The organism is Sinomicrobium soli (assembly GCF_003285545.1).
Taxonomy (GTDB): Bacteria; Bacteroidota; Bacteroidia; order Flavobacteriales; family Flavobacteriaceae; genus Sinomicrobium.
This window is the reverse complement of the sequence record NZ_QLNV01000016.1, coordinates 69,826-89,955: the sequence shown is the minus strand read 5'-3', so window position 1 is coordinate 89,955 and position 20,130 is coordinate 69,826. Positions and strand designations below refer to the sequence as shown.

Genomic DNA, 20,130 nt, shown 5'->3' with positions numbered 1-20,130 from the left:
AACCTGATGCTAAGCTATGTTTTCAAGTCCGTTCGCCCGGAAAATCTCTATAACTAACTATATTTCAAATATTTCAAAGAACTTTTTCAGATTTTAATGGGACAGCAATGATTAGGTATGTTTAATTAATGTTTCATGGTATTTTAATATGTTGTACCTGTATATATTGAAACAGGGAGGATAATCATTGGAACAAACTCATATCCTGAAGTATATTTTTTTGGAATCCAGGAAGTAAGTAATATACCAGAACATAAAAAGAACCAGTAATGAATTGATAACCAGGATGATTTTTTCAGATAGCAGTAACGGGGCCAGTATGCCTTGCGTGAAAATCATTCCGAATCCTCTGAACCATTGTATCCCTACGGTTTCGGAAAAGAGATAGATAAAAATGGAATTGGTCCCGACCACGGCAAATATGCTCAGCCATTTTTTATGATTTTTCCTGAGATCGATACTCCAGTAGCACAGTGCTAGTACCCATATGGCGATTCCTCCCGAAATAAGTGTAAAAGAAGAGGTGGCTATCCTTTTGATAACAGGAGTGATATTGAGCTGGTCAAGAATAAGCCCTGCACATACGATGATCAGTCCGGCAGTGATAAAATACATCATTTTGTTACTATCTTTTTTTTCACGGGATAATAATATTTTACCACAGATCACTCCCCAGACCGTATGAGATGCAGTGGGGATAAAATTGATGAACACCCAATGCCCGCTGTTGGTTTTTCCCATAGTGAGAAGATCGGTAAACGTACCGAAATTATCTCCCCGACTATACGGGTCACCAGGATTATAAATCCGGTACATCATTTCGGTAAGCAGTAACAGGGCAAATGAGATGGCCCACTGTGCTTTTAAGGGGAGTTTCATAATACTATAGGCGATCAGAATGGTAAAAGCGAGCTGAACCAGTACATTCCACAGTTCCCAGACCAGGGTATGACTATAAACGCAGTGTAGCAGGACCCCGAACAGAAATAAAAGGAAACATCTTTTCAGAATATGTTTTGTTACCGCCTGTTGCGAACCTGTGGCTAATCTCTTTCTCAGGGAAAAAGGCATGGCAACTCCCACAATAAACATAAAAAAGGGCTGAATAAGATCCCAGAAACGCAGTCCGTGCCACGGGTGGTGAATGAGCTGTTCTGACATCCCGCTAAAGACAGTGTTTTTGGTCAATTCATAAAAGTGCTCGTGAAAACCGGCAGCTTCGGCAATAAGTAAAAACATGGTAGCTCCTCTGAATACATCAAGGGAGTATAGTCTTGCAGGTTTCTGTTCCTGGTGTGGTTGCATGTTTGTATCAGTTAGAGGGTTACACAGATAGATGAGACGGTTCTTCCGGTTTTATCCCGAAAAGATAGTGATTATATAAGAACCAAACCCGGCATAATACGGCTGTTTCTGCCTTAATATACCGGGTATTTGCAATACGTTCTACAAGTCCAGAAGAATAAAGGATCCCCCTTCCGGAAAATTGCCAACCAATCCCCATCCTTCGTTGAGTTCGGTGATGGCGAATCCTATGTTTTTTCCCAGACTGCCGAATTGAGATTTCGGAATACTGAATTCTATGGCATTTGTGTTTTCATCGATCGGCACAATGCCCGATACCATGAGATTGGAAGCTGATCCGGCGATAGGGTTCCAGGCCCAGCCTCCGTTCGGGTCGGCATGCTCATAGAAAGATCCGCCTCCGTTGTTTACTACAGGGCCTTCGAAAAGATAATCGGCACCGGAATTTTCGGGCCAGTCTGAACTCAGGAAACCTGTGGTAGCTTCTCCGTCACTGTTAATGTACATGTCAACGATAGCCAGCTGCATGTTGGTATTGCCTTCGAAATAAAAATTGAGATGGGTTTCCCCGGCCCAGAATTTCATTTTTTGAACAGAGCCGCCTTCTTCGGCTTTTTCAGCGGCAACCTCAACATCTTCCCATTCGTCGAATTCCCCGTCAATTTTGATATCTATGATAATTATTTCGGGAGCCTGAATGGTCTTGGTGATCATGTCAGATTCCCCGGAATCATTGAATACGGTGAGAGAGACGGGTATTTCGCCACCAATGGCATAGGTGTATACCGGGTTTTCTTCATAGGAATAGAATTTGAGATCTCCGAAATCCCAGCGGTAACTACTGGCATTTTCGGAGAGATTGGTAAACGAGAAAGTACTCTCATTACTGGTAAAAGAAAAATCAGCGACGGGAGCATTGGCATTTGTTCCGGAGCTGTCATCGTCAGAACAACCGAACAGCGTTGCCATTACGACGGTAAGGCTTAATATTTTTAAATTTTTCATTGTAGTTGATTTGATGTTAGCTGCTATTTTACGATAATGGTATGACCTATCCTGTTATATCCGCTATCCGCTTCCCAGGTATCCGTATTGGCCATTCTTATATGATATTCCGGCCGATCCTGCAGGCTTTCGGAGTGGTCTGTAATTTCCAGCAGTAATTCGTAATCTCCGGAAGGGATGTTGGAAATATTGATCTTTTCTGACAGGTCATAAGTGTTTCCCGGAATGATTTTGCGAACATCAGTCTCAAGTTCTTTTTTTATTACTGTATCGTCCGTGACCGACCTGAGTATCAGAAAGCTCTTTTTTTTACTGTACACCGGGGCAAATCCAAGATTCTCTATTCGCAGGTTCAGATTGAAGCTTTCCGACACTTCCTTGTCGAGTTCCGTTTCCCTGAAGACAAGTCTGTACCCGAGTTTTCGTTGAAAATCATCAAAGCAGTCTGCATTTCTCCACCCGTTGAGAACAGGGCCATAATAATCGAGATTCAAGTAGGTCCATTTGAGCAGTTTCATTTCGGTTTCAGCCGTATTGCAGTCGGCGGGCCCCACGTCAGTAGGCGGGCAGGTTTCTCCTCCGGTCGGAACGAAAAGAGCTTCTTTACTGATGTATGCTTTTTCCGTTTCGACGTCCTCATAGGTGCCGTAATCATTACTGCTGGCGAGGAAACAATCGTTGTGGAAACCTACGCGGGCGATATCGGAAACACCATAACCCGTCTCGGCATTCATAGCCTCGCTGTATTCGAAGATATGCTGTTTGTAAAGAGGGGTCCTCACTTGTATTTTAATGTTTTCCGGAATGACCTCCAGCATTTTTTCCAGAACAGCTTTCCTGTTTTCGGTAGTGGCCAGGCCATTAGAAGAAAAATACCATTCACCCCAGGCTCCGATAAAACCTGCCTGTACGAATGCAATAACGTCCTGATTATTTTCGAAGAATGGCTTAAGCTGGTCAAGATGTGTTTCTATAATGTCAAGCGGGGCATCGCTGCCTTCCTGATTGTCGGTGTAGGCAAAGCGTAACACGCATTTTATTCCGGCTTCCCTGATACGGGACATGTCTTCTTCCATAAGATTCAGTTCTTCCGTACTCAGGGAAGTATTCTTGAATTTCTCGAGATAGTACAATCGAAGTATCAAGGTTACATTTTTGTCTTTCAGACTCTCCAGGGCGCTTTTGTCAACAGGAGGACCTTCAGAATTCACCTGCCAGGAGTGCATAAAACCGCGCTCGGGGTTGCTGATAATATCTTGGGAAACGGAGTAGCTTATTTTTTGTTTGTCTCCGTCTCCCCCCTGGCCGTCATCACCGGAATCGCCATTATTACTGCTACAGCTTGATGTAAGCCCCATACAGAGGATCAATGTCAATAAATATGAGATAAAATGCTTTTTCATTTTTCAGATGTTTTGAGGATGGTTAATTGTAATGAGGGTTTTGTTTGAATTGCCCTTTCCCTTCGGATATCCGTTCTAACGAAAACGGGAATACTGTTTTGTATTCGGCACTTTCGCTGGCAACACCGTTGAGATCGTCAGCGTGCTCTACGTATTTTTCGTGTCGTATGAGATCGGCCCGGTATTGTCCGTTCTCACACCAGTACTCATGTGACCGCTCCAGTAATATCATTTCATTAAAACTTTCGATGTCATTGTAATCGGCAAGTTCTATAAGGCTTATATTGGCTCTTTCCCTTACTATGTTTACAAGATCGATTGCTTCTTCCGTAACGGTACTGTTTGCGTTTACCAGGGCCTCGGCTTTAGAAAGTAAAACATCGGCGTACCTATACATGATAATGTCTACCGTGGTAAGTGCAGTATTTCTGCTTTCATCAGTCGCTATCTTTAAAGGTAATGGACCGAGTTGCATATAATTACCGGGATTGCTTCTATTGTATACGACTCCGTCAGTACCTTCATATTCCGCAATAAGGTAGGTTTTTCGGATGTCGCCTTCCTCGAAGGTATCGTAGAATTTCCAGGAGCTCTGTATAGTACCGTACCCTCCTCTGCCGGGAAAATTATTCGGCAATACCATCATCTGCCATTGGTTTTCGGAAGTTCCTGCGTAGTCTGCGGGAATGGCCCAGATCACTTCCCTGCTTTTTGTGGGGGCCTCGACATCCCATAAGCTTACGTAATCATCTTCCAGATCGTAATAATTCATCTCCATGATGGCATTGGCTTGGGTAAGGACATCGTTCCATCGTTTTTCATGAAGATACAATCTTATGAGGATCATATGGGCCAAACCCTTGCTGAAACGCCCGTAAACAGCATCTTCAGGGGCGGGAAGGTCTTCTGCGGCAGCGAGGAGGTCCTCCTCTATAAAGCTGACCATTTCTTCATGTGAGAGCCTGGGCAGAGGTTCTTCAACTAATGGATTTTGCAGGACTTCCAGGGGCGCTACTACGATAGGGCCGTATAAGTCGAACAGTTCATAAGCCAGTAATCCCCGGGCGCAACGGATCTCGGCAATACCCTGCTTTTTGATATTGTCGTTGACCTCAGAATTGGTTATTCTGTCAATACTGAGTGTCATCGAACTTATCTTGTTATAAAAAGTATCATAAAACCGGGTGATTCCGGTTGTGGTGGGGTCATACCGGTGAAGACTGGCATCCTGTTGTATCCCGTAGGCTCCCTGAAGTATTTCGGTAGTGGCATCCAGTACGAACATCAAACCGTTTTCCGAGGTAGAGTGAATCCCGTTACTCCACGATCCGCGAAGCGGGTAATAGGCACCGATGACAAGAGCTTCTACATCGGCTTCGGAGGTTGGAAATATACTGGGATTTATCTCATCGTAATTCAATGATTTCAGGTCGGGATTACAACCTGCCGAAAATAATGTGGCAGCGGCAAGGATAGATATAGTAATACGATTCATGAGTTTGATTTTTAAAATTTCAAGTCGATTCCAATGGTGTATGATCTTACGTTGGGATATGCCGCGGTATAGGCGTCCGTTTCCGGATCGATACCGTCGTAAGGAGTGATAAGAAACAGGTTTTGTCCGCCTATCCGGATGCTGGCGTCAGATAAATATTTTCCGAACCACTCAGTGGGCATCCGGTAGGAGAGCGAGAGATTCTGCAGGCGGATAAACCAGGCATCCTGGAGAAAGAAATCTCCGGAATCGTAACGGGAATCACCGTAATGCGATGCCGGTCTGGAGGTAGATGGGTTTTCCGGCGTCCATCGGTCCAGAACTTCGCGGAGGGCATTGCGTCCGTTGGCTGCCACACCCTCTGCAGATACACCATAGGTGAAATCGGTCTGATCTATGATCTTACGGCCAAACATACCGTTAAAATTAAAACTAAGCTCAAAGTTTTTATAGCGGATCATATTGCTGAATCCCCCGATAAAATCAGGATCTGTAGATCCCAGCAACACTACATCGGCCTCGTCTATCCTGCCATCCGGTCCGCCGGTCCTCAGAAAACGACCGTTTTCGTCTACTACCGGGTCTCCTCCGTCATCTCTCACAAAACCATTGACGTCCTTGAGTTTGATCATTCCAGGAAGCAGCTCCGGCTGGGCTTCGACAACTTCGCCTTCCTGCATTATACCATCGGAAAGATACATGTAACGAGCTCTTATGGGATCCTGATCGTTTTGATATACGGCCGGTTTAAAATCTTCGGCTCTTTCTTTCCACCGGTCCCTGTACCGGGAATAGGTAAGGGTGCTTCTCCAGATAAGATCTTCTTTACGGATGATATCGGCATTCAATGTTACTTCCACTCCCTTGCTCTGGGTTTTTCCTATATTGGCCCATACCATATTTACTTCATGATAGGAATTTATGGGTTTTTCCATGAGCAGGTCGGATATTTCCTTACTGAACACTTCGACAGAACCATTGATCCGCTGATCGAGTAGACCGAAATCCAGACCAACATTGATCTCTTTTGTTGTTTCCCATTTCAGATCCGGATTTTCAAGACGTGAGGCCAGAACTCCTATGAGAATCGACTCGTCCGGGTCCAGCCAGGAAGGCTGGGGATAGTAGGCTGCCCTGGCATTGCCTCCGATGTCCGCATTTCCAGTTTCCCCGTATCCGATCCTTAATTTAAACTGTGAAACCTGATCGCTCCACCCCTCCATAAAAGGTTCTTTGGAAATATCCCACCCTATAGCTACCGAAGGAAATGAGCCGAATCTGTTATTTTTTGAAAAAACACTGGATCCGTCGCGTCGGAAAGTAGAAGTAAAAATATACCTGTCTTTGTACACGTAGTTTATACGCCCGAAAAATGAGGCCAGATTGTTTTCCGATTTATATGATCCGACAACTTTGGTTCCGGCTCCTGCATTGAGATTGTTCCATAAAAAGGCATCGGACAGGAAATCGCTGTTACCTGAAGAAGAACCTTCGGAATGATATTTTTGACGGGAATAACCTGCGAGGAGATTCAGGCTGTGATCTTCCCCGAACTCAACACTGTAATTAAGAGTGAGATCTAATAACTTGTCATTCTTTTTCCCATTGGCGATACTTGCCCTTCCATTTTCCTGAGCTCCGTGAAGTGTGGTCCGGGGCAGATAGGTGTTCCGGCTACTGAAACCCTTGTCGAAGCCGATCTGCATTCGTGCCGTAAGTCCGGGAATGGGCTTTACTTCCGCATAAAAATTTCCCAGAGTCCTGTCCACACTTCCTTCGTCTGAAACAGTAAGTAGCGAGTACGGATTGGGTTCCAGTGCATTATCCGGGTTTATGGGGTAATTTCCGTTCTCATCAATAGCTGGTATATAAGGACTTTGCTGAAGGGCTGACCGGATGATACCAGAGTTTTCGAACTGGTCCCCGCCGAGTTGTGAATTCTGATTCTTTATAGTACTGGTTGTCAGGTTCAGTCCGAATTTGACATATTTATTGAGTGTATGGTCAATATTGATCCGAAGTGAAGACCTTTCAAAGCCGGAGTTTTTAATAACTCCTTTCTGATCGTAGAAATTTCCCGAAAGGAAGTAAGTCGTTTTTTCAGTACCTCCCCTTACGGAAAGGTTGTGTTGCTGAATAGAGCCATCGCGGGTTACCAGTCCCAGCCAGTCAGTCCCCTTTCCGGCATTGGCTATTTCTTCGTCTGAATAATATCTTTTGAAAGGGACACCATTTACGGGGTCGGCGATAGCCTCCTCAAGGGTCCGGTCACTATATGGTGCTACCCGGTTTTGAAAAGCCCATCTCTCATAAGTGGCTTCGTTTCGGAGTTGCATCCATTCTTGTAATGGAAGAACCTCATAATTATTGATATAATCCTGGAACGAGTACGATGCAGAATAGTCCACACTTACCTTTCCGGCTTTCCCTTTTTTGGTCGTAATCAGGATAACTCCGTTTGCTGCCCGCGCCCCGTATATTGCAGTAGAGCTGGCATCTTTCAATACATCTATGGATTCAATATCGTTGGGGTTAAAGGAGTTGAGGATACCCTGGGTTCCCCCATCGTAACGGTTTCCCGAATCCGGTTGCTGGAAATCGGTAATGGGAAAGCCGTCGACAACGATGAGAGGCTGATTGCTTGCATTTATGGAAGCAGCACCCCTGATGAGAAAGTCCAAACCTCCCCCAGGCTGGGCACTGTTCTGTACGATTTGCAGCCCTGAGACTTTTCCCTGTAGAGCCTGACCGACAGAAGGGGTGGAGGCGAGGATCAGTTCCTCACTTTTTACCGATGAAATGGCTCCTACCAAATCCTTTTTTTTCTGGGTCCCGTATCCTACGACTACGACTTCATCCAGACTTTGAGTATCTTCTTCCATTCGTATGGTTATCCGGTCATTGCCTGTAATATCCATTTCCCTGGTCAGAAAACCCATGTAAGAGATTACCAGAGTATTATACCCGTCCGGAACCGTAATGGTAAAGTCTCCGTCAAAAGATGCAGTGGTTCCGGATGACGTCCCTTTTACCCTTATCGACGCTCCGGGAAGAGGAATATCATTCACATCTGTAACCACACCGGATATCACACGTTCCTGATAAAAGATTTTTGTCCCGTATGAGCGGGAAAAAGGCTGTAATACGAGCAACAGAAAGAATACCGTTGCACGGTCGCGAAGGCCATGACCAAAGCGGAGTTTTGATATTTTCATGTTTTGAGTTAGTTTGATTAATATGAGTTTGTTATGTTGTGGTATAAAATGTGTGTTCGAACACACATTTTATGCAAAAACCGAATGCTATTTGTTTTAATGCATAGAGTGAATTTTTAAAGAGTTATTGTATTAAACTTGTAATTTATGTCCGGAAACGTATTCCGGATTTTTCAATAAGTAAGGTATAATCTGTGTTGTAAGGCAGTTTTCGGGGTGAAATGATATGTTTTTATTAGTTAATAAGTTAAATGTATAACAATATTTCTGTGCTAATGTAGTCTTTGGTTTTTAAAAAACAAAATTTTCATTGAAAAAAATGTTATCGACCACACTTTGTTGTTGATCTTTGCGGATTTCCTTTCTTTAAATTATTTTTTCTGTTGCTTCAGGAAGATATTTTTATCCTTCTACCTCGGAAAGAGGATATAAGAGCGGAGTAATACAATATTTTTTATATTTGGATGATAAATGTATGCGATGAGCAAAAAAAAATACACCATAGCCGATATCGCTGCCATGGCAGGTATTTCCAAGGGTACGGTAGACCGGGTTATTCACAAGCGTGGCAAGGTTTCCAAAAAGGCCCATGAAAAGATAACACGTATTCTCAAGGAGATCGATTATCAGCCGAACCTGGTGGCCAGGAACCTGAAGAAAAACAAGACCTATACGCTTTACGTACTGCTGCCCGATCCTGCGAAGGACCCCTATTGGGCTCCTTGCCTGGAAGGGATCACCGCAGCATCGGATGAATTTCAGGCTTTCGGTGTCATGATCGACACTGCTTTTTTCGATCCTTCCAGTATCAAAAGCTTTAACAGCAAATGCCGGCAAGTGTTAAAAAACAAGCCCGACGGGGTGGTATTTGTCCCGCTGTTCTATCAGGAAGCCCTGGCTTTTGCCGGAGACTGTGAGCGCAACGACATCACCCTGGCCACCTTCAACAGTTACCTGCAGGAAGGGCAGGCGAGCAGCTTTATAGGGCAGGATCTTCATCAAAGCGGAAGGATTGCCGGGAAGTTGCTGCACCAGCTGTTGGGTGGAGACCGGAAAATGGCGGTAATCCATGTAGATGAAGCATTCCAGAATGCCATTCACATGCAGGAAAAGGAAAAGGGGTTCCGGGATTATTACGGCGGACTGAACGACGGTTCGGAGGTGGTTACCCATACCCTGCCCCATAAGGATATCAGGAATGCCGGTAAATCTATGCAGCATTTTTTCAAGGCGCATCCCGATGTTTCCGGCTTGTTTGTGACAACCTCCAAAGGTTATTTGCTGGAAGGGGCACTTCCCGGGACCCATGCGCATATTCCCGTAGTGGGATACGATCTTATAACACAGAACATCGATGCACTGAAATCCGGAACACTCGACTTTCTCATTCATCAGAATCCCAGGCAGCAGGCCTACCTGGGCGTGAGCTATCTCTCGGAATACTTTGCCTTTGACAAGCAGATACCCGACCGCAAACTGCTGCCCATTGATATCATAAATTCGGAAAATTACATCCATTACCTGCAATAATCCGGGGGAGTATTGCGCCGTTAATGCAATACGGCAGGACCTGGAAACCGGGATGCGAATAAGCCCCGTTCCGCAAATATCCCGGGCTCAGGCGACCTGTTCCCCGGTGTTATATGTTGTGGATTTAACCGGAAAATGAAAAAAAATCGAAACAGTTGTTTGTTTATTACAAAAGTCTAGTAATTTTGTAGACTATTAAAAAGCACCGGTTAAAGTTAATTAAGATGTTGGAAAAGGAATTAGAGTTAAGTGAAACGGCCAGGAACGGGTATTACCTGAATTATCTGGATGAACTGGAGTCGGAGGCCATTTACGTGCTTCGCGAAGTATGGGCACAATTTCAGAACCCGGTAATATTGTTTTCCGGGGGAAAAGATTCCATAGTAGTTACTCACCTGGCACGAAAGGCATTTTACCCTTCCAGGATCCCGTTTGCGCTGATGCATGTGGATACGGGCCACAATTTTCCGGAGACGATGGAATTCCGGGACAGGCTGATCGACGAGCTCGGGGTGCGGCTTATTGTGGGTTCGGTACAGGAATCCATAAACAACGGACGTGTAGCTGAGGAACGGGGTAAGAATGCTACCCGTAATGCACTTCAGATCACTACTCTGCTGGATGCCATAGAAGAACATCGCATAGATTGCGCCATAGGAGGCGGCCGCCGTGATGAGGAAAAGGCCAGGGCAAAGGAGCGTTTCTTTTCGCACCGTGACGATTTCGGGCAATGGGACCCTAAAAACCAGCGTCCGGAACTGTGGAACCTGTTTAACGGCAAACACTACGAAGGAGAACATTTCCGTGCCTTCCCGATCAGCAACTGGACCGAGATGGACGTGTGGAACTATATCAAGAGGGAAGGGATCAATATCCCCTCGCTGTATTTTGCCCACCAGAGGGAAGTGGTATGGCGCAATAATTCCTGGATACCCAATTCGGAATTCCTCAAACTCGAGGAGCACGAAGAGATCGTTTCCAAACGGATCCGTTTCCGTACGCTCGGGGATATCACCATTACCGGGGGCATTGAGTCGGAGGCCGATACCGTAGAGAAGATAGCCGATGAGGTATCTGCCATGAGGCAGACCGAACGGGGAAACCGTTCGGATGACAAACGTTCGGAAACGGCTATGGAAGACCGCAAACGCCAGGGATATTTTTAATAAAAGAAAGAAGAAGATCATGCAACTTGATAACAGCCAGATACTGAGATTCACTACTGCAGGTAGTGTAGATGACGGAAAGAGTACGTTGATAGGGCGTTTGCTCTACGATTCGAAATCCATATTTGAAGACCAGCTGGAGGCCATAGAAGCGACCAGCAAGCGGAAAGGACACGAAGGGGTGGATCTGGCCCTTTTTACCGACGGGCTCCGCGATGAGCGGGAACAAGGGATTACCATTGATGTGGCCTATCGCTATTTTACCACACCCAAACGGAAATTTATTATCGCCGATACTCCCGGGCACATACAGTATACCCGGAATATGGTAACCGGGGCTTCTACGGCCAATGCCGCCATTATCCTGGTAGATGCCCGTCACGGTGTTATAGAACAGACCAGAAGGCATGCTTTTATAGCCTCGTTGCTGCAGATACCGCATGTTATAGTTTGTGTAAACAAAATGGACCTGGTAGATTTCTCGGAAGAAGTGTTTAACAGTATTGTGCGGCAGTTTGAAGCATTCTCCTCCAAACTGGCAGTAAAGGATATCCGTTTCCGGCCTATCAGTGCGCTTCTGGGGGACAATGTGGTCAACCGTTCCGAAAATATGCCCTGGTATGAAGGGGCAACCCTGTTGCATACCCTCGAGAATATGCATATCAGCAGCGATACCAATAAGATCGATGCGCGTTTCCCGGTACAGACCGTGTTGCGTCCGCAAAGTGAGGAACACCGCGATTACAGGGGATATGCCGGAAGAATAGCCAGTGGGATATTCAGGAAGGGCGATGAGGTTACCGTCCTGCCGTCCGGGCTGACCTCTACAATAAAATCGATAGATACGTTCGACGAAAGTCCGGGAGAGGCTTTTGCTCCCATGTCGGTATCCATCACCCTGGAAGACGATATTGATATCAGCAGGGGCGACATGATCGTGAGAACCAATAACAAACCCCGTATGGAACAGGAACTGGATGTCATGCTGTGCTGGCTGCATGCCGACCCGGCCAGGCCCCGGGCGAAATATACCATACGTCATACCTCCAACGAGCAAAAGGCCGTGATACGCGATATCGTGTATAAGGTGGATATCAATACCTTTGAACGTAATGAGGAAGACAAGGACATCGCGATGAACGATATCCTCAAGGTGAAAATACGCACCACCAAACCCCTGATGTTCGACTCATACCGGGGCAACCGCACGACGGGAAGCCTGATCCTTATCGATGAGGGGACCAACGAGACCGTGGCTGCAGGGATGATCGTATAAGGGTCACTCCGTTTTCATGCGTTTTACCCTGCTCGGCACCACCCCGAATTTTTTCTTGAAGGCCGTGGAAAAGTGTTGCGGGTTTTTATAACCGGTAATATCGGAAACCTGGCTTATGGTGTAATTGTGCTCCAGCAGCAATTGCCTGGCCCTGCTCATCCGGAGATCGTGTATAAAGCCGAACACAGTAGTGCCAAACAGGGTCCTGAAGCCGTTTTTGAGTAGAAATTCGTTAGTACCTATTTTTTTTGCCAGCTCGGGCAGGGTGATCTTTTTTCCGAAATTGAGGGAGAGATAGCTTCTGGCCCTGTTTATTTTTTCCCTGTCGGCTGGGGAAAATTCTTTTGCCGCTGCCGTTTCCGGTACACTGTATTGCCTGGTTTGAAGTACCAGAAGGTCGAGCATTCTGGCATACAGGAATGTTTTCTGCAGGGAAGAAGGCACAGGGCAGCTAAAGATATCGTTCAGGAGAATATCCATATCCGGAGTAATCGGGGAATTGCCGTCTGCCAGGCAGCAGGGCTGGTCTCTATTCACTTTTTTCCGGAAATGGTCAGCAATAATACTTCCCGGCAGAAACTTTTGCAGGAAACGGGATTCCGGCTGTATACAGATAAAACGGAGGTTCGTGGAAGCCGTATCGAAATATCCTTTTGTTCCGGGCGTATAAAGCAGGTTGTGGGAACGATGGGTAAAATGAATACAGGAAGGCTGACATTCAAAATACATGTCGAATGAACCCTGTAATACAAAAAACATTTCCATCGTCGGCCTGGCATAGGAGAAATGAACGCGGTATTTTTCCGAAATGGTCAGGTCGGCCACGGTGAGCTTGAAGTCTTCCAGTACTATTTCCTTTAACCACCCCCTGCAGGGCACCCCGTCAAAAATATGGCGGGTTAAAGATATGTTGCCGTTATGGTGAGGGATTACTTCGGGCCGTCCGAAATTATACGAGTTCTGTTCCCTGGCATCGATGTCGATATGCAGTTCCGGCATTTTCTCTCTTTTTTACCTTTTGCGTATGTTTTTCTCCTTTTTGCGTATTTTCTGGCTTGAAGGTTATACCTACCTTTGCGGTCCAAAGATAATTATTTGTATTAAATCTAAATAAATATTATTTCTGATATTTTCGATGCCACCAAACAAAAAATACCTTACACATTCTCCTTTACAGCGCTTTGCAAAGATATCGGCAGGCTTCCTGGGAGGGTATATGATTACGGAAGCATTCTTTATGGCTTTTGCCGCATGGCTGGACCCCGGCAACGCACTTATGACACTTCGTTTCGCAGGGGGGATCTTATGGGTCGGGCTCATGGTCACGGCTTTTCTGGCAAGGAACGGCTGGAAAATATGGGGGCTTTATCTGCTGATTGCCCTTTTCCTTACCCTGGTAACCTGTGCCGGTAAAATGAATAATCCATTGGTTTAAGATTGCATATGTCTCCGAGAGTTTACAATATTGTTTTTCACACGCATACCATCAGCGGTATTATTATAAGTGTGTTGTTGTATGTTATATTTTTTACGGGTACCCTTTCTTTTCTGAGGGATGAGATCAATGCCTGGGAACGTAACGAACCCATAGCGGAAGGCTATTTTGAGCGTATAGATTTTGACCGTACACTGAAGCAGCTCGAAGCGGAAACACAGCTGTACAGCCGGGATATCAATTTTTCGCAGCGCTTTTTTGAACGCAGGATAACCACTTTTATGTCGCCTCCCAAAGATACTACCCTTCAAAAGGAAGCCCGGCAGGGAGGGCGGCGGCGTAACTTTTTCTATCTCGATACCGAAGAATTCACCAAGAGAGATTACACCGGGAATTATTCGATGGGAGAATTGTTTTACCGCCTGCATTTTTTCGCGCCGTTGAATTTTTACAGTATATCGGGTTATTATCTTGCCGGGTTGGTGTCGTTGCTGTTTCTTTTTGCCGTGGTCACGGGAATCATTGTACACTGGAATAAGATCGTATCGGCTTTCTTTGTCTTCCGTCCCGGGGCAAAGTGGAAAACCATCTGGACCGATGCCCATGTGGCCCTGGGGGTGATCGGGTTGCCGTACCAGTTCATGTTTGCGTTTACGGGGGTGTACTTTATCGTGGGCTATTCCGTGATGCTCGCCCCGGTGAAGGACTTTCTCTTCGATGGGAATGCCGATAAAATGAACGAGAGTATGGTGTATGAAAAGAGACCGGACTATCCGTTTGAGGGAAAACCCCTGGAAAAGACCGTGTCCTATAATACCTATATCGTACAGGCCCGGGACAAATGGCCGGATATGGAGATCAACGGCATGCAGCTTATCAACTACGGCGATGCCAATATGCATGTAAAAGTCATGGGAGTGCCTTCGTATAACGATGCCCTGTCGGGAGGAGGGTATGTCACCTACCGGGTGAGTGATAACATCGCGGTAGACGAAAAGGACCCTTATGGTGATACCCCATACATACAGGCTTCCTCAAATCTGCTTGCACGCCTTCACTTCGGGGATTTCGGCGGGTATGGCATGAAAATAATATACCTGGTACTGGGGTTTATCACCTGTTTTGTCATCCTTTCCGGGGTAATGATATGGCTGGTGGCAAGGGATAAGAAAAATGTGTCCTCCTCCAAACGCACTTTCAATACCTGGCTGGTGCATATATACATGGCTGTATGTCTCGGAATGTACCCGGTAACGGCCTTTACCTTTATAACTGTCAAGCTCTTTGCCGATGATTTTCCCGATGACAGGAAGGGGTTTATTTACACCGTATTTTTCTGGAGCTGGCTGGTGCTGGCACTCTTGCTGCTCCTGAAGAGAAATACGGGGTTCACCAACCGGGCTACCCTTTTCCTGGGCGGTGCCCTGGGACTCCTGGTACCTGTCGCCTCCGGGATCAAAACAGGTAACTGGCCCTGGATTTCCCTGTCTGCGGGATACTCCCAGATCTTTGTGGTGGATATATTCTGGATCTCCCTTTCCGTTATCGCTTTTGCGGTGCTGCTGAAGATGAGAAAAAAAACGGGGACATAAGCTTGTGTATTTAATTCCGTTTTGCGTATAAAAAACTCCGTTTGACGTAGGCTCCGGGAATTATAGGGCAATACTTTTGCAAACTTAAACATATTAAGTCTAAATAAAAATAATTTTAAAGTGAGTTTCTCAGATAATATTACCCTGAAGTTATGGCTGGTGCTGTGCTGTGTTTTAACACCGTTTGCCGTGATCTCCCAATCGGGAAAAATATCGGTCAGCGGTACGGTAACCGGTCCTTCGGGACAGGGTATTTATGGGGCTACCGTAGCAGTGCACAATTCCGGTATCGGTGTTGTTACCGGTGAAAAGGGCGGTTTTGAACTGTCTCTTGAAGAAGGCACCTATACCCTCGAGGTATCGTATATGGGGTATAAAACGGCGTCGAGAACGATAGAGGTCGGGTCCGGGCAGGAGAGGATCAGCATAACCCTCGAAGAATCGCCTTACGAACTCCGGGAAGTGGTGCTTTCCGGTAAGAATATGATCCGGAAGATCGAGGAAAAGGCTTTTAATGTAAGTGTGGTCGATGCTGAAAAGCTGCATCATACCACACTGGATCTCGGGCATGCGCTCGACAGGGTTTCCGGTATTCGCGTGCGGGAAAGCGGAGGTGTGGGGTCCGAAATGAATTTTTCGATCAACGGTTTCCGGGGCAAACAGGTGAAATTGTTTATAGACGGGATTCCAATGGACGATATCGGGTCTTCCTTCCAACTGAACAACATCCCCATAAACCTGGCGGAACGGATCGAGGTTTACAAAGGCGTGGTGCCTGTAGGTTTGGGTGCGGATGCCCTGGGGGGAGCCGTAAATATCATAACCAATACCTACAAAAAAAGCCATATAGATGCATCCTATTCCTATGGGTCGTTTAATACTCACAGGTCTATGGTCAACGCGGTATATGTGGCAAAGTCGGGCTTTACCGCACAACTCAATGCCTATCAGAATTATTCCGATAATAATTACAAGATGGAAGTGCAGGCCGTAGACCTCGAGACCAATAAGTACTATCCGAAACGCACCGTGAGAAGGTTTCACGATACCTACCACAACGAAACGGTGATCGCCAATATAGGGGTGGTACAGAAATCCTATGCCGACGAATTGCTTTTCGGCATAACCCTGGGCAACAGCTATAAGGAAATACAGACCGGGGCCAGGGTAGAAAGTGTGTTCGGGGCATGGCACAGGAAGGGAAATATTATCATGCCGTCTTTGAAATACAGGAAAAAAGACTTTTTGGCCAGGGGGCTGGATTTCAGGTTAAATGCCAATTACAACCTGGGGCAGGAGAAAAATATAGATACGGTGAATGTGGACTATAACTGGCTGGGACAAAAAAAGGAGTACGATACTCCCGGCGGGGAACGCTCGTATTCACTGTATAAGTTCAGGAACCACAACGGGCTGGCCAATGCGGTATGGGACTACAAGTTCGGCAAGGCACATAAACTGACGCTGAGCAGCACCTTTAACACCTTTAACCGCAAAGGGAACAATACGCTGGAAGAGGATAGTGAATCATACGAGCAGCCACAGAAAACACTGAAGAACATAGTAGGGCTGGGATACCAGTTTGTTTCAGATAGCTGGAATCTCACCGTGTTCGGAAAACAGTACTTCCAGGAAAATAAGTTTTCTACCCGGATCGGAGGTAGCAATAATGAAGAATTAAGGTATGTAAAAGCCACCAAAAATTACAATCACCTGGGCTATGGCGTGGCCGGCACCTGGTTCCTGAATGAGGACCTGCAGTTCAAGGTCTCTTACGAAAGGGCGTACCGCCTTCCCGGAAATGAGGAATTGTTCGGAGACCTCATCAATCTGGCGGGTAACCTCAACCTCCGGCCCGAAGAGAGCTATAATTACAATCTTGGAGTCGGATACTGGTGGCAGCTCAGACCGCAGCACAGGCTTTATTTTGCTGTCAATGGCTTCTACAGGGATGCCAACGACTTTATCCGTACCAGGTTACAGACCAATGAAGAAATGCAGACGAAAGACAACCTGGGAAAAGTGAAGAATACAGGGCTGGAAGGCGAGATCCGCTATCAGTACGGAAACCGTCTGATGGCAGGGATGAACATCACCTACCTCGACCTGAAAAACAATTCGAAGGATGAAGATACGTACGGAGACCGTATCCCGAATATCCCTTATCTGTATGGAAATGCGGATGTCACTTATACCGTTCCCGATGTATGGGGAAAAGGCAACACCCTTAGCCTGGGCTATAACCTGCTGTACGTGGATTCCTTCTATCTTTTCTGGCCCAGTCTCGGTACCAAAAGCACTAAAAGAGGGATACCCGAACAGATTTCCCACGACCTGAATGTGACCTATACCTATAACAATAAACTGCAATTTACCCTGGAATGCAGGAATATACTGGACAAGAACCTCTATGACAATTTCAGCTTGCAAAAACCGGGAAGGAGTTTTTCAGCCAAGATAAAATACACAATTCTCTAATTTATTAAATGACAAATACTATACTATGAAAAGTACATCTTATTTTTTTGGCCTTTTTACCATGAGCATAGCTGTTTCCCTGGTAGGGTGTAGCAGTGATGACAACGGTGACGGTGGTGATAACGGAGGAGGAACTTCCGGAGAATCCAAATATATTATCGCGGCTACGCCACAGGTTTCCGAAGCGGTGGCCGATTATCTCCTTACCGCTGACGACCTCGGGCAGGGAACCATCACAACCAGGGGAAATGGTGTTGAACAGGACGGGACCTGGAGGTACTACGTGACGCATAACAATATGTTTTTTAGTATGTTGTATGGCCAGGGCAACCCCGGTGCGGTAACGGCTTATGAGCTCAATGCCGAGGGAGAACTGGAGAAATTGACAAACTTTCAGTCGGAAACCGTACAGGCTTTTGCGGTGGTCAATGACGATATATTAATGATCAAGATATCCAGGAATGCTACAGAGCCTTATGCGTATTGGTATCGGCTGGATATCAGCGACAAGGAGAGTATCGGTATCGTCGACGAAGGGGTTATCGACACTCAGAAACTCGCTGACACGGAAAACGGGGAACTCGCATTTTTCTCATGGATCACCCAGGTGGGCAATAAGGTCTATCTTCCCTATTTTACCATGAAAGGCTGCTGTAACGATGCCTGGGGTACGGAATACCCGGATGAGGCCAATATTGCCGTATATTCCTATCCGGAGATGGAACTGGAAAAAGTGATCCGTGACGACCGGACCAGTGCGATCGGGAGTTATTTTACCAACGGACTTACGGTTGATGAAAAGGGAGACGCCTATGCCTTCTCTTCGGCTACTGCTACTACCGGGGGTGAGCTCAGCAGTACCAAGCCCTCTGCCGTAACCCGGATAAAGAATGGGACCACTGAGTTTGACCAGGAGTATTATTTTGACCTGGAAGAAGCCACGGGCGGACTGTACATCACAGACCACGTATATGCGGGTAACGGAAAATTCCTGGGGATATTCGGGGTGGATAAGGCCTCGTCATCAGGGGTGAAATACGGGGTTATTGATGCCTATAATAAAACAGTAACTCCTGTTTCCGGGCTTCCCGAACCGGATGATATAGAGGTGTTTACCAATATGAATAACTATGTTTCTGACGGAGGGGCAACGGTAAGCACCGGGATTACTGACAAAGCAGGAGCAAGCTATATCTACAATATAGATATTGCCAGTGCCACTGCCACAAGAGGGTTACAGGTGGAGCAGGGTACCATTACTACCATAAGCAGGCTCGATCCTGCCGAATAATATGACCTGTCCTGATCAAGTGTATCGGGAACTATTACCGGGAGCAAGGTTTTGTAAAGAAGCGTTTTTTTACAGGACCTTGCTCTTTTTTATGCAGAACAGGCTGATGGTCCGGAAACCGGAAGGGCCTGGTGAATGTACCGTAAACAAAGCTGTCTGAAAAAACATGAGTCGTTTAGCGGTACGGGAATACGGATAATGGTATGCGGGTTATCCGTTTTATGGTATAAACAGGCCGTTTTTCGTCAATATTCCGGCAAATACGGGAATTTGAGTATATCTTCCCGGCAGAAGAAAGGTTTAATGCTGCTTTTGAGAAATAATTTATTACATTTGGACAGCTAACCGGATACCTATGATTACGCATATTCAAGGAAGACTAACCGAGAAAAACCCTACACATGTCGTTATCGATTGCAACGGCATAGGATATTTTCTCAATATATCCTTGCATACCTATTCCCAAATAACCAGTGAAGAAAACCTGAAACTTTACACCCATCTCCATGTACGTGAAGACGCACATACGCTGTTCGGTTTTGCCGACCGGTATGAACGCGATATTTTCCGGCTGCTGATTTCGGTTTCGGGTATAGGTACGGGCACGGCGCGTACCATGCTTTCTTCTTTAACCCCGGGACAGATAAGAGATGCCATAGCTTCTAATGACGTTTCCTCCATACAGAGTGTAAAGGGCATAGGGGCCAAAACAGCGCAACGGGTGATACTCGACCTGAAAGATAAGGTACTTAAAATTTATGACCTGGAAGCAAATGCTGTACCTCGGCAGCACAATAATGGTGAAGAGGCACTATCCGCTTTGGAGGTTTTGGGGTTTACCAGAAAACAATCCGAAAAGGTCATAGCGAAAATTACCGGGAAAACACCGGATTTAAGTGTAGAGGAGATCATCAAAAATGCGCTTAAAATGCTATAGGG

The 20,130-nt window shown here is 46.1% G+C and carries 14 protein-coding genes; 8 read left to right on the top strand and 6 right to left on the bottom strand.

Translation table 11 applies throughout. The features are described from left to right. Positions 1-198: 198 nt before the first annotated feature. From DN748_RS16295 to DN748_RS16275, 5 genes are all read right to left on the bottom strand, one after another. Positions 199-1,305, bottom strand: a complete 1,107-nt coding sequence (locus tag DN748_RS16295; RefSeq protein ID WP_236636902.1) for an acyltransferase family protein — start codon at positions 1,303-1,305, stop codon at positions 199-201. 141 nt (positions 1,306-1,446) lie between these two features. Then, the gene (locus DN748_RS16290) at positions 1,447-2,310 is read right to left on the bottom strand and encodes a PKD domain-containing protein (RefSeq protein ID WP_146746631.1); all 864 of its coding nucleotides are present in this window, start codon (positions 2,308-2,310) and stop codon (positions 1,447-1,449) included. A 23-nt stretch (positions 2,311-2,333) separates the two neighbouring features. Next, the gene (locus DN748_RS16285) at positions 2,334-3,713 is read right to left on the bottom strand and encodes a DUF4832 domain-containing protein (protein ID WP_112372890.1); all 1,380 of its coding nucleotides are present in this window, start codon (positions 3,711-3,713) and stop codon (positions 2,334-2,336) included. A 22-nt stretch (positions 3,714-3,735) separates the two neighbouring features. Further along, a complete protein-coding gene (locus DN748_RS16280) occupies positions 3,736-5,208 on the bottom strand; it encodes a RagB/SusD family nutrient uptake outer membrane protein (protein ID WP_112372889.1) in 1,473 nt (490 codons plus the stop codon). An 11-nt stretch (positions 5,209-5,219) separates the two neighbouring features. Then, a complete protein-coding gene (locus DN748_RS16275) occupies positions 5,220-8,423 on the bottom strand; it encodes a SusC/RagA family TonB-linked outer membrane protein (RefSeq protein WP_112372888.1) in 3,204 nt (1,067 codons plus the stop codon). A 480-nt stretch (positions 8,424-8,903) separates the two neighbouring features. Between DN748_RS16275 and DN748_RS16270 the strand changes: the two genes are divergently transcribed. From DN748_RS16270 to cysN, 3 genes are all read left to right on the top strand, one after another. Next, positions 8,904-9,953 (top strand): LacI family DNA-binding transcriptional regulator, encoded by a 1,050-nt coding sequence (locus DN748_RS16270; RefSeq protein ID WP_161554588.1) that lies wholly within the window; start codon positions 8,904-8,906, stop codon positions 9,951-9,953. A gap of 224 nt (positions 9,954-10,177) precedes the next feature. Beyond that, complete coding sequence (gene cysD / locus DN748_RS16265; RefSeq protein ID WP_112372886.1) at positions 10,178-11,119, top strand: sulfate adenylyltransferase subunit CysD; 942 nt, start codon at positions 10,178-10,180, stop codon at positions 11,117-11,119. Beyond that, a complete protein-coding gene (gene cysN, locus DN748_RS16260; RefSeq protein ID WP_262511162.1) occupies positions 11,112-12,395 on the top strand; it encodes a sulfate adenylyltransferase subunit CysN in 1,284 nt (427 codons plus the stop codon). Before cysD ends, cysN begins: the two co-directional genes overlap by 8 nt. A gap of 3 nt (positions 12,396-12,398) precedes the next feature. Here the strand turns inward: cysN and DN748_RS16255 are convergent, their stop codons facing one another. Further along, a complete protein-coding gene (locus tag DN748_RS16255) occupies positions 12,399-13,394 on the bottom strand; it encodes a helix-turn-helix transcriptional regulator (protein ID WP_112372884.1) in 996 nt (331 codons plus the stop codon). Between the two features lie 136 nt (positions 13,395-13,530). Between DN748_RS16255 and DN748_RS16250 the strand changes: the two genes are divergently transcribed. From DN748_RS16250 to ruvA, 5 genes are all read left to right on the top strand, one after another. Continuing rightward, positions 13,531-13,830 carry a hypothetical protein gene (locus tag DN748_RS16250; RefSeq protein WP_112372883.1) on the top strand — a complete coding sequence of 100 codons (300 nt, stop codon included), beginning with the start codon at positions 13,531-13,533 and terminating at the stop codon, positions 13,828-13,830. An 8-nt stretch (positions 13,831-13,838) separates the two neighbouring features. Further along, on the top strand, positions 13,839-15,422 hold the full coding sequence (locus tag DN748_RS16245; protein WP_112372882.1) for a PepSY-associated TM helix domain-containing protein: 1,584 nt from the start codon (positions 13,839-13,841) through the stop codon (positions 15,420-15,422). 120 nt (positions 15,423-15,542) lie between these two features. Then, positions 15,543-17,900, top strand: coding sequence for a TonB-dependent receptor (locus DN748_RS16240; RefSeq protein ID WP_236636900.1), 2,358 nt, complete (start codon positions 15,543-15,545; stop codon positions 17,898-17,900). Positions 17,901-17,925: 25 nt separating this feature from the next. Next, positions 17,926-19,191, top strand: coding sequence for a DUF4374 domain-containing protein (locus DN748_RS16235; RefSeq protein ID WP_112372881.1), 1,266 nt, complete (start codon positions 17,926-17,928; stop codon positions 19,189-19,191). A 355-nt stretch (positions 19,192-19,546) separates the two neighbouring features. Beyond that, on the top strand, positions 19,547-20,128 hold the full coding sequence (gene ruvA, locus DN748_RS16230) for a Holliday junction branch migration protein RuvA (RefSeq protein WP_112372880.1): 582 nt from the start codon (positions 19,547-19,549) through the stop codon (positions 20,126-20,128). Positions 20,129-20,130 lie beyond the last annotated feature (2 nt).

Coding starts and splice junctions, on each gene's coding strand:
- DN748_RS16295 (WP_236636902.1), bottom strand. CDS start 1,305: ATGCAACCACACCAGGAACAGAAACCTGCAAGACTATACTCCCTTGAT.
- DN748_RS16290 (WP_146746631.1), bottom strand. CDS start 2,310: ATGAAAAATTTAAAAATATTAAGCCTTACCGTCGTAATGGCAACGCTG.
- DN748_RS16285 (WP_112372890.1), bottom strand. CDS start 3,713: ATGAAAAAGCATTTTATCTCATATTTATTGACATTGATCCTCTGTATG.
- DN748_RS16280 (WP_112372889.1), bottom strand. CDS start 5,208: ATGAATCGTATTACTATATCTATCCTTGCCGCTGCCACATTATTTTCG.
- DN748_RS16275 (WP_112372888.1), bottom strand. CDS start 8,423: ATGAAAATATCAAAACTCCGCTTTGGTCATGGCCTTCGCGACCGTGCA.
- DN748_RS16270 (WP_161554588.1), top strand. CDS start 8,904: ATGAGCAAAAAAAAATACACCATAGCCGATATCGCTGCCATGGCAGGT.
- cysD (WP_112372886.1), top strand. CDS start 10,178: ATGTTGGAAAAGGAATTAGAGTTAAGTGAAACGGCCAGGAACGGGTAT.
- DN748_RS16255 (WP_112372884.1), bottom strand. CDS start 13,394: ATGCCGGAACTGCATATCGACATCGATGCCAGGGAACAGAACTCGTAT.
- DN748_RS16250 (WP_112372883.1), top strand. CDS start 13,531: ATGCCACCAAACAAAAAATACCTTACACATTCTCCTTTACAGCGCTTT.
- DN748_RS16245 (WP_112372882.1), top strand. CDS start 13,839: ATGTCTCCGAGAGTTTACAATATTGTTTTTCACACGCATACCATCAGC.
- DN748_RS16235 (WP_112372881.1), top strand. CDS start 17,926: ATGAAAAGTACATCTTATTTTTTTGGCCTTTTTACCATGAGCATAGCT.
- ruvA (WP_112372880.1), top strand. CDS start 19,547: ATGATTACGCATATTCAAGGAAGACTAACCGAGAAAAACCCTACACAT.